The organism is Devosia sp. 1635 (assembly GCF_013185955.1).
In the GTDB taxonomy this organism is placed as follows: Bacteria; Pseudomonadota; Alphaproteobacteria; order Rhizobiales; family Devosiaceae; genus Devosia.
Genome location: NZ_JABAOM010000001.1, coordinates 244731 through 259870 on the forward strand (window position 1 = coordinate 244731; position 15140 = coordinate 259870).

Here is a 15140-nt window from a genome sequence, read left to right on the forward strand (position 1 = left end):
GCTGTTACTGGTGGCAACGCCAGCATTGCTGGCGGGTTGCAGCGGCGATTTGTCGGCGCTGGATCCGGCGGGGCCGCGCGCTGCCAATCTTGCCACACTGTGGTGGGTGATGCTGATCGGCGCGGCGGTGCTGTTCGGGCTCGTCATGGCCCTGTTCGCGCTGGCTTATCGGCGTCCAACCTGGATCACGCGGGTCACGCCGGCGCAATGGATCGTGGGCGGCGGCCTCCTGCTGCCAATTCCCATCCTGATCGTGCTGACTGGCACCGCGCTGGTGCTCGGCGAGCAATTGCTGCCCAAGGGCGAGGCCCCGGTGCGGGTCGAGGGACGGGCGCAGCAATGGAGCTGGTACTTCACCCATCCCGAGAGCGCCCTTGCGCCCAGCGAGATCCTGCATATCCCCGCTGGAGAGCCGGTCGACATCGCCGTGACCTCCCTGGATGTTATCCATTCGCTCTGGGTGCCGCGGCTTGGGGGCAAAATCGACGCCATTCCCGGTAAGGTCAATGTCATCCGCCTCCAGGCCGATGAGCCCGGTGTCTATTGGGGACAATGCGCCGAATATTGTGGCGAGGGCCATGACGGCATGCGCTTCCGGGTGGAAGCGCATGAGCCAGAGGCATTTGCCGCCCTGCTGGAAGGGCGCGCGCCATGAACCATCATCAGCAGCAGAACCATCGGCATCAGCTCTCGCCCATCGCCCTCCATAAGGCCCTGGAGCGCATCTGGGGCACGCCACCTGGTTGGGGGCGCCTGTCCAGCGTCAACCACACTGTGTTGGGCAAGCGGTTCATGGTCGTGGCGCTGACCTTCTTCGCCATTGGCGGCCTCTTGTCCATGCTGATCCGCGCTCAGTTGGCGACGCCCAACAGCGCCTTTGTGGGCCCGGAAATCTACAATCAGATTTTCACCATGCATGGCACGGTGATGATGTTCCTGTTCGCCATTCCCATGTTCGAGGGCTTTGCGCTTTACATGCTGCCCAAGATGCTGGGGGCGCGGGACATGGCGTTTCCGCGCCTTACCGCCTATGGCTTCTGGTGCTACCTGTTTGGCGGCTCGATCCTGATCATCGCCATGTTGCTGGGTGTGGCGCCCGATAGCGGCTGGTTCATGTATACCCCGCTCTCCTCGCGCCCCTATACGCCCGGGATCAATGCCGATGTCTGGCTGCTTGGCATCACCTTTGTCGAAATATCGGCGGTCACCGCTGCCATCGAGATGTTCGTTTCCATCCTCAAGATGCGCGCGCCCGGCATGTCGCTGGCGCGGATGCCGCTCTTTGGCTGGTATATGCTGGTGACGTCGGGGATGATGATCATCGGCTTTCCCCCGCTGATCCTGGGCTCGATCCTGCTCGAACTCGAACGCGCCTTCGACCTGCCGTTCTTTGATCCCACCCGCGGGGGCGATCCGCTGCTCTGGCAGCACCTGTTCTGGCTCTTCGGCCATCCCGAAGTCTACATCATCTTCCTGCCCGCTGCCGGGGCGCTTTCGACCATCATCCCGGTCTTTGCGCAGCGCCCAATCCTGGGCTACCGCGCCATCATCGCCGGCATTGTGGCCATGGCGTTCCTGAGCTTCGGGCTGTGGGTGCATCACATGTATACGGTGGGCATTCCCCATCTGGCGCTAGCCTTCTTTTCGGCCGCAAGCGCGCTGGTCGCGGTGCCGACGGCGATCCAGATTTTTGCCTGGATCGGCACGCTGGCCTCGGGCAAACCGCGCTGGGACGTGCCCATGCTTTATGTGGGCGGGTTCTTCTTCGTCTTCGTGATCGGCGGGCTGACGGGGGTCATGCTGGCCATGGTGCCGTTCAACACCCAGGCCCATGACAGCTATTTTGTGGTGGCGCATCTCCACTATGTGCTCGTGGGCGGCTTTGTGTTCCCCATGCTGGCCGCGCTGTACCACTGGCTGCCCCATTTGACCGGGCGGAAGAGCCTCTATGGGCTTTCGGTGCCCGCCTTCTGGCTGATCCTGATCGGCTTCAATCTCACCTTTTTCCTGATGCACCTGACGGGACTGATGGGCATGCCGCGGCGCATCTCGACCTATCCCTCCAACTGGGGCTGGGATTGGCTGAACCTGCTGTCCTCGATCGGGGGCTTTATCCTCACCAGTGGCTTCATGCTGGTGCTGGCCGACCTCGTGCTGCAGTTCCGCTTCGGCAAGCGGTTCCGGCGTGACCCGTGGTCGGCACAAACGCTGGAATGGGCGACGCCGACGCCACCGCCAAGCTATAACTTCGCCTCGCTCCCGCAGATCGACCGGCGCGCGGACCTGCTCGAACCGGCAGCGATCGCGCCAAAGCTGGCCGGTGGCCATGGCTATCTCGGTTTCGTGCGCAATGACCATATGGAGACGCTGGGCGTCGATATCGTCACTGGCGCGGCCGAGCATGTGATGGTGCTGCCGCACCGATCCTTCCTGCCGCTCTGGACGGCGCTGGCGACCGGTAGCTTTTTCCTCGCGCTTCTGTTCGGGCAATATTGGCTGGCGCCGATCAGCGCGCTGCTGGTGGTCGGGCTGTTCCTTGTCTGGCCGATGAGCCTGGGGAAGAAGCGCGATCACGGCCCGGTCGAGATCGGCATGAACGAGGCCGCGCCGTTCGACAGCGAAGTGGCAGCCAATGTCACCGTGCTCGCCAATGCCACCGGCCTTGTGACCAATGGGACCCTGTTTGCCTCCTTGCTGTTTGGCGGCCTGTTTCTTCTGGTGGTGGCGCAGAATTGGGAGGCGGTTCCACCACTCGCGCTATCGCCCTTGCTGCTTGGGCTGGCGGGTGCGAGCGCCCTTTTGGCGGCAGGACTGGCCTTTGCCGCGCAACGCCGTAACCAGGCGGGCCGCAGTCCGGTCCCACTGCAGGGCGGCGCCGTTGCACTGCAACTTCTGGCCGCGGCGGCCCTCCTTGCCCTCATGGTTGGGGTGGGGGACGCAACCCTTCATGCCCGTTCGGCCGTGGTATTTGCCACGCTGGGCTATTGCGCACTCCATTGTGGCATCGCCGCGCTCATTGCCGGACACGCGATCTGGCGGCATGTGCAGGGCTTTGTCTCCGCGCGTCGGCAGACCGATCCCAACCTGGCGCTTCTCTGGAACCTTTATGCGGGCCTTGCCGTGGTGCCCGGGGTCGGGCTTGCCCTCCTGCTTGCAGGTGCCGCATGAGCGCTTCCAACCGCCTCGCCCTGGTCCACCTTGTTTCCGGCTTTGTCGTCTGGTCGCTTGGCTTTGTGCTGCTCTATGGGCTTCAGGCGCTGGGCTGCGCCTATGGCTGGAGCCAGCACCGCTTGTGGCTGATATCAGCCTTTGTTGCCGTGCTGGTGCCGCTGGCCTGGCTGGCTTGGCGGCCCCGCCGCACCGGGCCGGAAGCGTCTAGTCTAGCAACGGCCGCGCTTTGGGCTAATCGGGCCGCGCTCGGGGCGGCAATATTGGTGTTCCTGCCCGTCACTTTCGCCTCCACCTGCATTTGAGTTAAAGCCTGCGCAAAAATAACAGGCAGGCTGCTTGTTTTGTGTTCAACAGCATGCCGGGCTGGGCTAGAGCATTGCCCAGCTTTGTTTTGACTGTGAGGGGTCCCCAATGATCGTCGAGAAGCTGCAACCTGTGCTTGATCAAGTGCTGCTGCGCAATGCAGGAGAGCCCGAGTTCCACCAAGCCGTTCGCGAAGTGCTGGAAAGCCTCGGGCCCGTCATTGCCAAGCATCCCGATTATCTCGAGCACGCGCTCATCGAGCGCATCTGCGAGCCCGAGCGGCAGATCATCTTCCGCGTGCCGTGGGTGGACGACAAGGGGCAGGTCCAGATCAATCGCGGCTTCCGGGTGCAGTTCAACTCGGCGCTCGGGCCCTATAAGGGCGGGCTGCGCTTTCATCCCTCGGTCAATGTCGGGATCATCAAGTTCCTCGGCTTCGAGCAGACCTTCAAGAACGCGCTGACCGGGATGCCGATCGGTGGCGGCAAGGGCGGCTCCGATTTCAACCCGCGCGGGCGCTCGGATGGCGAGATCATGCGCTTCTGCCAGTCGTTCATGACCGAGCTTTATCGGCATCTGGGCGAATATACCGACGTGCCGGCCGGCGATATCGGCGTTGGCGGCCGCGAGATCGGCTATATGTTCGGGCAATACAAGCGGCTGACCAACCGCTATGAGGCAGGCGTGCTGACCGGCAAGGCGCTGTTCTACGGCGGCTCTCGCGCCCGCACGGAAGCGACTGGCTACGGCAACACCTATTTCATCCAGTCCATGCTCGCCACCAAGGGGCAGAGCTTTGACGGCAAGCGGGTGGTGATTTCCGGCTCCGGCAATGTCGCCATCTATAGCGTCGAAAAGGTGCAGTCCTTTGGCGGCAAGGTCGTCGCCATGTCGGACAGCTCCGGCTATGTCGTTGACGAGCAGGGGATCGATCTCGAACTGCTCAAGCAGGTCAAGGAAGTGCGCCGTGGCCGCATCTCCGATTACCTTCAGCTTAAGGGTTCGCAGAGCGGGGCTTATTTCGTGGGGGCCGAGAAGGGCTCGATTTGGGATGTGCCCTGCGATGTTGCCATGCCTTCGGCCACCCAGAACGAATTGACCGGCAAGGACGCACGGGCTCTCGTAAGCAATGGTGTGATCGCCGTGGGTGAGGGGGCAAACATGCCCACCACGCCTGAGGCGATCGGCGTCTTCCGGCGGGCCAATGTGATGTTTGCCCCGGGCAAGGCAGCGAATGCCGGAGGCGTCGCCACCTCGGCGCTCGAAATGCAGCAGAATGCCTCGCGCGACAGCTGGAGTTTTGAGCAGACCGAGGCTCGGCTGGCCGAGATCATGCGCGCCATTCACGACAATTGCGCCAGCACCGCCGAAGAGTTCGGCTCGCCGGGCGATTATGTGCTGGGCGCCAATATCGCCGGTTTCGTGCGCGTGGCCGAAGCCATGCGGGCGCTTGGCGTGGTTTAAGGCTGAGGGCCTTCAGCAAAGGGGGCGCCACCGGCGCCTCACCCAGCCTGACGCTGCCGGATCAGTGCTGCCAGAGGACGAGGCCGGCGGCGGAGGCCATCATCACCCCGGCTGTTTTGTTGAGGCGGCGCAGCGCCGGCTCACTCTTGAAAAGATCGCGCGCCGCCGAGGCCAGCAGCGCATAGCCGCAGCCCACGATCATCAGCACCACGACAACGATGGCCGTCAACTCGGCGAAAGCCAGCGGGTTCATCTGATCCAGCGGGATAACGGTGGGCAGGATTGCCAGATAGAACACAATGGTCTTGGGGTTGCCCATGGTTAGCGAGAAGCCGGCGAGAAAGGTCTTAAATGAAGTTTCGCTGCGCGGCTTCATTTGTTCGGCGCCCGGTGCGGCCGTCCAAAATTTGAAAGCGATGTAAAGCAGATAAGCCGCGCCGGCCCAGCGCACCAAGGTGAAAACTGGCCCGAGATAGGTGGCGATAGCGGCAAGGCCGAACACCGCAAAAATGAAATACACCATGTCGCCGGCGAGAATTCCCAGCACCATCGGGAAAGCTCCGCTAAAGCCCCCACCCAGCGCCCGGGCCACGACTGCGGCAACACCAGGTCCAGGCACCAGCACCGCGATGCCATAGGCGAGGGTAAAGGTGAGAAGGGTCCAAAGATCCATGATCACGCCCGGGGAAAGCCAGCAGGAAAAGTCATCGGCCAGGGCGGTCTTCATCATCGCCCGTGGCCCTAGATGACGGATATCTCGCACAAATTCCCACTTCGGCAAACCCTTCGCCGCTTGGCTGGTCGGCTCAGGGGCTGGCGGGTTCGGGGGTCGTCGCGGCAAGGTCGTCCACGTCAGCTTCTGGACCCAGCAGCATGAGGCTGGGTTCAGTGGCAAAGATCTGCTGGGCCATGGCCTGCACATCCGCCGCTGTAACCGCTTCGATCAGCCCGGCGCGCTCCGTGATGTAGTCGACCGGCAGGTCGCGCAACTGCTGACCCACCATGGCCCGGGCAATAGATACCGACGAGCGGAGTTGGTTGATGGGGTAGGCGCCGATCAAATAGCGTTGGATACGTTCGAGTTCGACGGGGTCCGGGCCATTTTCCGCCAAAGCCGCCAAGGTCGTCTTGATCACCTCGATGGTTTCATCCGCCTGATCGGAGCTGGTCGAGGTTCCGATGGTAATCGCGTGAGCATGGGCAAGATCGACCATGTTCCCCGAAACGCCATAGCTGAGCCCGCGTTTCTCGCGCACTTCCACATTAAGGAGCGACAGCAGGTTCCCTCCGGCGAGCAGTTCGGTCATCACATAGGCGGGGAAGAACTCCGGATCCTCCTGGGCAATGCCGGGAAAGGCCATGTTGATCGTGGTTTGTGGCAGGGGATAGCTGACCGCCAACTCCTGCCCAAAACTGAGTTGCGCGTCGGGGATCGGTATGAGCTCGGGTGCCTGAGGCAAGCCACCGAACACCACGTCGATCATCTCGCCAGCTTCTTGGGGAGTGATGGCCCCTACAATCCCGATCTTGAGGTTCTCGCGCGCAAAAACGGCATTGTGGAAGGCTCGCAGGTTTTCGATCGTGATCACGGGAAGGGTTTCAACCGTCCCCTCCACCGGGCGGCTATAGGGATGATCGCCAAACAAGGCTTCATTCCACATCAGCCTGGCGGCATAGCCAGGGTCCTGCGACTGGGCGACGAGCCCGGCCATGATCTGGGCGCGCATGCGGTCCACGGCGGGTTGGTCGAAGCGAGGCTCGTTAACCGCCAGCGCAAGAAGCTCGGTTCCGTCTTCTCGCGCTTCTGACAGCATTCGCGCAGCACCCGAGAAGTTATCCTGGTCGGCCGAGAACTGGATTTCGAGGCCCACCTCGTCCAACTGCGTCTGGAAGGCCTCGCTATCGAGATCGCCCGCGCCTTCGTCGAGCAGGGTCGACATCAAATTGGCCCGGCCGAGCTGGTCGTCCGGATCCTGCGTGGCACCGGCACCTTTGAAGGCAAAGCCAAGGGTGATGATCGGAATGGTGTGGTCTTCCACCATCCAGGCCGAGATGCCACCCGGCGAGGTGATGGGCACGAACTCGGTCTGTGCATTGGCTGGCAGGATCCAGGCAAGCAGCGCCAATGGCGCCAGCAGGAGGGTCAAGGCGCGGCGCTGAGGTCGAGGTGAAACGATCATGGTGCGGGTTCCTCGGCAGGGGGCAGCAGATAGCCGGTGACGGCATTGTCGGCGCCAAGATAGCGAGCAGCGACGTCCTGCACGGCTTGCGGGGTCACGGCGCGGATCCGATCTGGCCAGGTGTTGAGGCCCTCGATCGTGCCCCCATTGGCGAGCCACAGCCCGTAGCTCATCGCCAAATGTGTGGGGTCGTCGCGCTGGAATACGGTATCGCGCGCAAAACGGTCAGCCACGCGGTCCACGTCCTCCTGACTGACGCCATTGGTGATGATGTCCTCGATCTCGGCGGAGATCGCCGCAATCAATTCTTCAAGTGTTGCGTCCGGCCGTGGCGCGCCCGAGAGCGTGAAAGTGCCCATGTCAAAAGCGGCGCCATCATAGCTGGCATTGGCCTGGGCAGCGATGCCCAGCTCCACCACAAGCTTTTGGTAAAGGATGCTCCTCGTGCCGTCGCTCAACAGCCCAGCTAGAACATCAAGGGCCTCGGCTTCGCCCGCCGCGCCGGTGCGATAGCTGGGCACGACCCAGCCGCGCGTGAAACTGGGCAGCGCCACCCGCGGGTCGGTCAGGGTGACGGTGCGGCTCGTGTCCTGCGGCGGCTCCTGGGGGCGGACGCGCTCAGGCAGATCGGGGCCGCGTGGAACTGCGCCATAGGTCTGCTCGGCGAGGGCGCGCACGGCTTCCGGTTCAACATCGCCAGCCACCACCACCAGCGCGTTGTTGGGCGCATAGTACTGGTTGTAGAAGCTGAGCGCGTCGTCACGGCTGAGCTCTTCGATCTCATGGGCCCAGCCGATCACCGGCGAGCCGTAAGGGTGGTTCTGGAACTGGGTTGCAGCCAGTTCTTCCGCGAGGATCCCATCGGGGTTGGACTCGATGACCTGCCGGCGCTCCTCCATTACGACCGCTCGCTCCGCATCGATTATCTCGGGCGGCAGCGCCACATTGCGCATGCGGTCCGCTTCGATCGCCATGATTTCTCCCAGTGCATCGGGGGGAATGGTCTCGAAATAGGCGGTTACGTCCCAACTGGTGAAGGCGTTCATGTTGCCGCCCAGCTCACTCACCAGGCGGTCGAGCGCACCGGCGGGATAAGTCTCGGTGCCGCGGAACATCAGGTGCTCAAGGAAATGGGCGACGCCCGATTGTCCAGGGGGCTCATCAGCAGCGCCCACGCGGTACCAGACGGTATGGGTCACGATCGGCGCCCTTGTGTCAGGCATCACCACCAACTGCATGCCATTGTCGAGGGTGAACTCGCTGATCACCGGCGGCGGAATCTCTTCCTGCGCCAAAGCCGGTGCCGCAAGCATTAGGCTTGTGAACAGCCCCAATGCGGATCGATGCATATTGCTGGTTCCCTTGGATAAAGGCGGGGTTTGGAGGTGAGGGGTACGCTTGCCTGCCGCGCACATTCACACTGCAGCGCAGGAGCCGGACCGGGGGCGTCGAACAGATGCAACAGCTTGGTGGGCGGTTTGGTTGCCGGTAAATTCCCTGCTGTGGCGGTGACGGGAAACAAGAATCCGGGAGGACGTGACCTAGTTCTCGAGCCAGTTATCCAGCAGGCCGGCAGCCACGACTTTGGCGCCTGCCAGGGTCAAGTGCGCGTAGTCGAACTGCATGGGGATGCCGTCCGGAGCAGTTTCGCGGCAGTTCCCGTCCGGGCAAATAATGCTGAGCGGTGAGCGGTAAGCGATTCCGGTCTTCACCAATCTTGCCGCAAGGGCATGGTCGACTGACACGGGCTCCGGCAGCATCGCGCGCGACAACACGCCGGCAGCCCCGCCCCAGACCTGTGCCCGCGCCAGAATATTGGGCACCGCACCGCCATATTCGGCGCTGGGCCCGACGATCATCACGGCCGGGCTGTGCTGGCCGGCAGAGTTGGCGAGGGCAACAATGCCGTCGACGTCCCCTTCGCGCCACCGGCCAGCGATGATGAGGCCGTCCAGGCGGGCATTTGGCAGAAACCGCTTGAGCACGAACTCGGTCAGATCAGCGCAACGCTTATCCTGCCAAGCCCCTTCAAGCGGTCGGCAGCCTGCCGCGGTGGCCTGCAGGAAATTGTAGTGCGGGTAGGCAGCGCGCAGCCCGCCGGACAGATGGGCGGCATGGCTATCGCCCAGCAGCAGGATATTGGGCCGCGTTGGATCAAGCCGTAGGCATGCTTCGCTATCCAGCACCGTGCCAGGCAAGTCGCGGTCGTCGAGAAAACAATGCCCCGCCTGGAAGTGCGCTCGATACTCTGCCGTCTGCGGATAGCGGGCATAATCTGCGAGTGCCAGGACTTCGCCGGAATAGTCGCGAGCCCCAAAGTCCATCCGTGTCAGGGTGAAGCCCGCGCCCGCAATGACCAGCAGTGCCGCAACCCCGCTCGCCAGCACGCGAGATGGCGGCATGTGCTGCAGTCCCCGGCGCGCCGGCATTTCGATCAAGGGACGTGACAGCGCCGCTAGCGCCAGCGACATCGCAACCACCCGCACCAGATCGAGGGCGTTCATGTCGGGCCCGGTGACGGCCCGATCGAACACGATCACCGGCCAATGCCAGAGATACAGCCCATAGGAGATGAGCCCGAGGTAAACCAGTGGCCGCCACTTGAGCATCGCTCCAACCGCGGTGCCCTCGCTCCAGGCAATCAAGAGGACAGCGCCGAGCACCGGGGGCAAGGCGTTGAGACCCGGGAACACACTGGTTTCCCTCAGGTACAACACGGGCGCGACCACAAGAGCGAGCCCAACCCAGCCAGCCGCTTCACGCCAGAAACGTGACGGGATCGATCGCGCGGGTTTGAGCGCCAGCAGCGCGCCGGCGCCAAGTTCCCAGGCTCGGGTAGGCAGCAGGTAGAAGGTGAAGAAACGCGCCTGTTCGGCACCAAACAGGCTCAGCACAAAGGAGCTAAACATCAACGCCACCAGGATGGCGGCGAGATATCGCCGCGCCCAGCGATGCAGCGCCCATAGCAGCGCCGGAAAGGCGAGGTAGAACTGTTCTTCCACCGCCAGGGACCAGGTGTGGAGAAGCGGCACGCTGCGGGCCGGCGCGTCGAAATAGTCAGTGGTGAGATAGAAATAGATGTTGGACACGAACAGCGCTGCGGCAACCGCTGTTTCCCCAAGCGCCCGCAACTCGAAGGGAAACAAGACGAGTTGCGCGGCGACCAGCACCGCCAGGATAACAAAAAGGAGCAGCGGCCCGATGCGCAGAAAGCGGCGGCGGTAAAACTCCAGAAAAGAAAACTGGCCGCGTTCGAGATCGGCCGCAATAATCGAGGTGATCAGATAGCCCGAGATCACGAAAAATACGTCGACGCCAACAAAGCCGCCGCCCAGTGCAGTCACGCCGGAATGGCCCAACACCACCGGGACAATGGCGAGGGCCCGCAGTCCGTCGATATGGGGTTTGTACTGGATGGCCGCACCGGAATGGGCTGGATTGAGCTCCATTGTACTAGTCCATAAGCCCAGGGCCTTGTCCATCATCGGCGCCTTAGGCGGGCTGAACTTATCCCCGGGTGGTTTACGCGGGTGGATAACGCTCCTCTCGGCTTTCCTGGAGGATGCACATGACCGACCGCTTCGAACACCATGCCAAGGGCCTCGACAGCCCTGCCAGCCATGCCTTCACCATCACTCCCAACGACAGCGAGCCGCTGATCGAGGCTACCCGCGCCATCTATATCGGCGCCGGTGGAGCGCTCAGCGTGACGCTGTTATCGGGCGCACAGGTCGTCTTCGTTAATCTGTCCGGCGGGAGTGTGCTGCCCGTCCGGGTGGTTCAGGTGAAGGCGAGCGGCACCACCGCCAGTCAGATCCTGGGGCTCGTGTGATGCTTGGCATATCCCTCAGTGCAGCCATTCACCAGCGCACGGGTGCTGCGTTGCCGGTTCCCGTTCCGCCACCAGCGGGCCTGTCCTTCACGCCCGATATCGCGGTCTTTCGGGACCAATTCGGCGCCTATACTCACGATTTTGATGCCCAGGCCCGCAAGCCTGCGCCCACGCATACCGTTTATGTCGGCAAGGGCGGTGACAACACCGCTGACGGCCTAAGCTGGTCCAGCCGCGTTCGCTCCATCAAGCAGGGCCTGGTGCGCGCCGCAGGCCTGGGCAGTCCCGGCGCTTCGACGCGCGTCCGTCTGTTGGTCCAGGCCGGGGAGTATCGCTTTTCCGAACAGGACGTCAGTGGCATTCCCGATAGCTGGGCGGGCCAATCCTGCCAGCGCAATCTTATCATTGAACCCTGCGATGGGTTCGGATCGCCATCCATGATGGGCCGGATCCGTTCAGTCCATGATCAGGTGATGCCGCCATTCCTGCCCGTTGCCGGCTCCAGCACCGTTTACGCGTCCGTTTTCACCAGCGAACGCGTCACCTCCTGCGTTTGGGATCGGACTTATGCCGACGCGTGGGGCAATCCGCTTTGCGCCCACAATGCGCCGCCCCCTAGCGGCGCCTATGCCAATGAAGCGGCGGTTGTAGCGGGGCTTGAGGCCATGAATGCGGCCGAGGGCGAAGGCGCCTGCTGGCTCGATGCCACGGGGAAAAAGCTCTATGTGCGCCTGCGGGACGGCCGGGCCCCGGACGCCAACATGATCGTGGGCCGTGGCACCAATGACAGCGTAGCTAACCCTGCGGACTGGAACATCTATTACGGGGGCATCCATGGAACTCTGGCAACGCTTTGGGCAACGCGTCTCGATGCTTGGGGCGGCGGCGGTTTTTATCTCTATCCAGATTGGAGCGGCAACCGCCGCGCCAGTGTGGTCCTCGACCAGTGCGACGCACTTTACAGCGCCAATATGGGCTTTCTTGCCTATGACGCCACCAATGTGATCCTGCATCGCTGCCGGGCCGCCTACTGCCTCAATGATGGGGTGGCTTATGATCAGCCCGGCTTCGGCACCTACAACCCCGACGCGGCATTCACTGGCGCGATCATCGGCGCCAGCCTAACAGTTTCCGCCATGGCAGGGTCAGCCGCAGGGGTGCTCGATATCGGCATGGTGATCGCGGGTGCGGGAGTCGCAGCCGGTACCCGGATCATCGGGAAAGGCAGCGGCACGGGTGGCGTTGGCACCTACCTCCTCGATCAAAGCCAAAGCGTTTCAAGCACAGCCATGACCGGCACCGGTGGTTTGGGTGGCGCGCGCTTTCATGAACTCGATTGCCGCTTCCGCTGGTGCGGCAACAACAGCCAGTTCGACACCTCCCGCAATGCCAGTTCGGCCCATGTCAACTGCACCGGCCTGCGCATCAACAGCCATGCGCTGTCCACGCAGAACCGCGCCTTCCATGACATCCACAATGCCCGTTCCTGGAATTTGGGCTGTGTTGGAGAGAGTTGCCGCCAAAGCGGGGTGCAGAGCGCGGCCTTTACCGCCGGGCTGGAGCCGAACAGCAATGAAACCGCGCAGATGTGGCTGGATGGCTGCCAAAGCCTGGGCAACACCGCCGATCTGCAGGCGCACAAGGGAGCCGGACTCCGATTGCGCAATATGGGCGCGATCGCAGCCTTCCAAACGCTCGTCAGCGGTGGAGGCACGATCGCCCTTTATTGAACCACAAGGCTGCGGCAAGCCGATCATTGCCGCAGCCGAGCTGCCACCCCTTTGTCAAGACAGCTACGAATCTGGCGGCGCCAGCCACGGGGAACACTCCAGATCGAAGCGTAGGCAAACAACTGTCGCAGGGTCGGACTGCCATGGCGGAACGCGGCGGCAAGGAGCGGCAGGGCGGCCCGGTACGCCCCTTTGCCCTGAGCGTCGCGGGAAAGGTAACCGAGCAGGAAGCCGCTATGGGCGCGCCTTGTCAGCAGCGATCCCAAGCTCTGCGCCCATGTCACGGACTGTTGCCAGCGATATTGGCCCGAGAGCGAAGGGCGTGGCTCATCGCGGTAATGCACCACCAGAGGCTGGGGAACAGTCAGCAACGGGTAGTTCAACTGCTTGGTCGCGCGCAGCACCAGTTCCCATTCTTCGTGCTGGCGCGCTGCAAAGCCAATATGCTCGAACACCGCCCGCGGCACCAGGAGCGAGGAGGTTTGGAGGAACCCCGCCCCGCGTCCCAGCCAGGTGTGCCGATCAAACAGCCATTCGTCAAAAGGCACTGCGCCATGATAAGGGCGCTCAGGCAGCAGAACGCTGGAGTGCGGGGTGACGACCCGGGACATGGTCATCACCACTGCCGGACGATTTGCGGCAAGTGCCAGTTGTTTTTCGAGCTTCTGGGGCAGCCATTCGTCGTCGTCATCGAGAAAGGCCAGCCAGTCTCCGGTGCTCAGGGCTGCGCCACGATCCCGGGTTCGGGCCGCGCCCACCTGTGCGGGGTTGGAGAAAACGCGCAGCCGCGGCTCCTTTATCGACTCCAGAGCGGCAAGCGTCGCCCCGTCCTCCCCGTCGATCAGGACCAGCAGTTCCAGATCAGCCATGGTTTGAGCCAAGACGCTCCGAACGGCCCGCAGCACCAGTTCGCTGCGCCCAAAGGTTGGAACAACCACGCTGACGGTCGGCATGTTGTCTCCATTTTGGCAAAAGGATGCGCTGGCGCTGAGCCTAGCCAGCCGCTTGCCCCCGCGGCAACAGGCTTGTGGTTTCAGCCTTAACCGGGAAGCTGGCGCAGCAGCCCTTGTGCCCGCATCCAGATGCCCATGGCGAACACCGCTTCCCCCAGTGCAATGCCGACGAGACTGAAGACCAGTTCACCCTGAGCCACAAAGACGGCGACCACTGCAATGGAAATGGCGCAGGAAACCACGCTGGCGGCAGCGAGGGGGCGGAACTGCCCCGCTGCCTGCAGCAACACACTGTCGGGCATTCGCAGGCTGCGCAGCAGGGCAATGGCCAGCCATTGCAAGGCTCCCGCCCAGATGACAGGCAAGCCATACTCGGGTGGAAACAAGAGGCGAGGCTGCCAAAGAAGAATGCTCAACCCCGCGCAGAGGCAGACGACCCAGATCAGCAGCAATGCCCGCCTGAAGAAACCCAAGGCGCCGCGCACCGCCCAAGGCTTGCCGCCTTGAGCCAGGATACGCGCGAGTTGCGGTCGCTCCAGATCACTCAGAGCATTCATCGCCAAGGCCATGGGGCGGATCAGCAGGGCGCTCGCCGCGAGGGGTGCAAAGCCGCTCGACCCTGCCACAAGCGTCACGATATAGGCGTGGGCATTGGCGGTGCCCTCAGTGGTGACAACCCCGAGCAGCGACCAGCGCGAATGGGCCTGCCAGATCTGTCGATAAGCAGGCATTGCGCGAAGCGAGAGCTGGGCGAATTGGCTGCGCAGGAAATCGGGTGCCAAGGCGAGCAGGCCAATGGTGGCGCTGCCCACGAGGGCCCAACCGGCGGCAAGCAGGCTTGCTGCATCCAGCAACTGGATCAGGACTATCCCGCCGCCCAAGGCCAGCCCATAGGCCATGTCCGAAAGCACCACCCGACTTTGCTGCTGCTCATAGGCATGGGCGCGACCGAACCAGCGAAGGACGTTGATCGCGCCAAAGGCGGCAAACAGAGCCGCTTCGAGGGTCCCCAAGGCGAGCGACACGGCAATGACGCCCACCGCCAGCCCAGTCGCAATCGCCAGCACCAGATTAACGGTAAACATCGAGGCCACCACTGTGGTCGTGGCGCCTCCCTGGCGCAGCAAGACTACAGGGTAGGGCGCACAAAGCAGTGCCACTGCAATCCCAAGGCTAAGCTGTGAGCACACCAGTAAAAACGCAAAGCCGCCGAACTGCGCCGGTTCAACCGCGTGAAGCAGTTGCAGGGACAAGAGGAATTGCGCCCCCGCCGAGGCGATCGAGCCCATCGCGGCCAGGCCATAGGAGCGGGCGCGGGACGGAGTGCTATTCTGGCGGGTCTGGGGTGGAAGCAAGGCACGATTCAATTTGCTGCACACTCCGCGCGATGGCACACTCCATCCCGATCAACCCGAGCGCCTTGGCCCATGTACCTACGGCCTTTGACAGTTCAACCCTTTAGCGCTGCCGCTGCGTGCCCGGCTGGCCGCACCAGTTTTTACGCGGC

12 protein-coding genes are annotated in these 15140 nt (G+C 63.1%); 6 read left to right on the plus strand and 6 right to left on the minus strand.

The features are described from left to right. The first annotated feature begins 10 nt into the window (after positions 1-10). From coxB to gdhA, 4 genes are all read left to right on the plus strand, one after another. Positions 11-655: a cytochrome c oxidase subunit II gene (gene coxB / locus HRU92_RS20440; protein WP_349236680.1), complete on the plus strand. Its 645-nt coding sequence runs from the start codon at positions 11-13 to the stop codon at positions 653-655. After that, complete coding sequence (gene ctaD, locus HRU92_RS01290; protein ID WP_172122680.1) at positions 652-3168, plus strand: cytochrome c oxidase subunit I; 2517 nt, start codon at positions 652-654, stop codon at positions 3166-3168. Before coxB ends, ctaD begins: the two co-directional genes overlap by 4 nt. Next, a complete protein-coding gene (locus tag HRU92_RS01295) occupies positions 3165-3473 on the plus strand; it encodes a hypothetical protein (RefSeq protein ID WP_172122681.1) in 309 nt (102 codons plus the stop codon). Before ctaD ends, HRU92_RS01295 begins: the two co-directional genes overlap by 4 nt. A 109-nt stretch (positions 3474-3582) precedes the next feature. Continuing rightward, entirely contained in the window at positions 3583-4938 is a 1356-nt protein-coding gene (gdhA, locus tag HRU92_RS01300) for an NADP-specific glutamate dehydrogenase (RefSeq protein ID WP_172122682.1), read from the plus strand. 61 nt (positions 4939-4999) lie between these two features. Here the strand turns inward: gdhA and HRU92_RS01305 are convergent, their stop codons facing one another. The 4 genes from HRU92_RS01305 to HRU92_RS01320 all read right to left on the minus strand — a co-directional run bounded on the left by HRU92_RS01305 (position 5000) and on the right by HRU92_RS01320 (position 10567). Then, positions 5000-5668 (minus strand): LysE family translocator, encoded by a 669-nt coding sequence (locus HRU92_RS01305; RefSeq protein WP_173087428.1) that lies wholly within the window; start codon positions 5666-5668, stop codon positions 5000-5002. A gap of 76 nt (positions 5669-5744) precedes the next feature. Beyond that, complete coding sequence (locus tag HRU92_RS01310) at positions 5745-7118, minus strand: pitrilysin family protein (RefSeq protein WP_172122684.1); 1374 nt, start codon at positions 7116-7118, stop codon at positions 5745-5747. Then, a complete protein-coding gene (locus tag HRU92_RS01315; protein WP_172122685.1) occupies positions 7115-8467 on the minus strand; it encodes a pitrilysin family protein in 1353 nt (450 codons plus the stop codon). The genes HRU92_RS01310 and HRU92_RS01315 overlap by 4 nt, the downstream gene beginning before the upstream one ends. A 192-nt stretch (positions 8468-8659) precedes the next feature. After that, entirely contained in the window at positions 8660-10567 is a 1908-nt protein-coding gene (locus tag HRU92_RS01320) for an acyltransferase family protein (protein WP_172122686.1), read from the minus strand. A gap of 119 nt (positions 10568-10686) precedes the next feature. Between HRU92_RS01320 and HRU92_RS01325 the strand changes: the two genes are divergently transcribed. Together HRU92_RS01325 and HRU92_RS01330 are read left to right on the plus strand one after the other, a co-directional pair. Next, on the plus strand, positions 10687-10950 hold the full coding sequence (locus HRU92_RS01325) for a hypothetical protein (RefSeq protein WP_172122687.1): 264 nt from the start codon (positions 10687-10689) through the stop codon (positions 10948-10950). After that, positions 10950-12680, plus strand: coding sequence for a hypothetical protein (locus tag HRU92_RS01330; RefSeq protein WP_173087430.1), 1731 nt, complete (start codon positions 10950-10952; stop codon positions 12678-12680). Before HRU92_RS01325 ends, HRU92_RS01330 begins: the two co-directional genes overlap by 1 nt. 23 nt (positions 12681-12703) lie before the next feature. On the opposite strand, the gene HRU92_RS01335 is transcribed toward HRU92_RS01330, so the two are convergent. Next, a complete protein-coding gene (locus HRU92_RS01335) occupies positions 12704-13633 on the minus strand; it encodes a glycosyltransferase family 2 protein (RefSeq protein ID WP_172122689.1) in 930 nt (309 codons plus the stop codon). An 86-nt stretch (positions 13634-13719) separates the two neighbouring features. Further along, on the minus strand, positions 13720-14988 hold the full coding sequence (locus HRU92_RS01340; protein ID WP_172122690.1) for a hypothetical protein: 1269 nt from the start codon (positions 14986-14988) through the stop codon (positions 13720-13722). Between the last annotated feature and the right edge of the window lie 152 nt (positions 14989-15140).

What these genes read in the sequence shown, in the direction of transcription:
- HRU92_RS01315 (WP_172122685.1), bottom strand. Translation starts at nt 8,467, where the DNA reads ATGCATCGATCCGCATTGGGGCTGTTCACAAGCCTAATGCTTGCGGCA.
- ctaD (WP_172122680.1), top strand. Translation starts at nt 652, where the DNA reads ATGAACCATCATCAGCAGCAGAACCATCGGCATCAGCTCTCGCCCATC.
- HRU92_RS01295 (WP_172122681.1), top strand. Translation starts at nt 3,165, where the DNA reads ATGAGCGCTTCCAACCGCCTCGCCCTGGTCCACCTTGTTTCCGGCTTT.
- HRU92_RS01310 (WP_172122684.1), bottom strand. Translation starts at nt 7,118, where the DNA reads ATGATCGTTTCACCTCGACCTCAGCGCCGCGCCTTGACCCTCCTGCTG.
- HRU92_RS01325 (WP_172122687.1), top strand. Translation starts at nt 10,687, where the DNA reads ATGACCGACCGCTTCGAACACCATGCCAAGGGCCTCGACAGCCCTGCC.
- HRU92_RS01305 (WP_173087428.1), bottom strand. Translation starts at nt 5,668, where the DNA reads ATGATGAAGACCGCCCTGGCCGATGACTTTTCCTGCTGGCTTTCCCCG.
- HRU92_RS01335 (WP_172122689.1), bottom strand. Translation starts at nt 13,633, where the DNA reads ATGCCGACCGTCAGCGTGGTTGTTCCAACCTTTGGGCGCAGCGAACTG.
- HRU92_RS01330 (WP_173087430.1), top strand. Translation starts at nt 10,950, where the DNA reads ATGCTTGGCATATCCCTCAGTGCAGCCATTCACCAGCGCACGGGTGCT.
- HRU92_RS01320 (WP_172122686.1), bottom strand. Translation starts at nt 10,567, where the DNA reads ATGGAGCTCAATCCAGCCCATTCCGGTGCGGCCATCCAGTACAAACCC.
- gdhA (WP_172122682.1), top strand. Translation starts at nt 3,583, where the DNA reads ATGATCGTCGAGAAGCTGCAACCTGTGCTTGATCAAGTGCTGCTGCGC.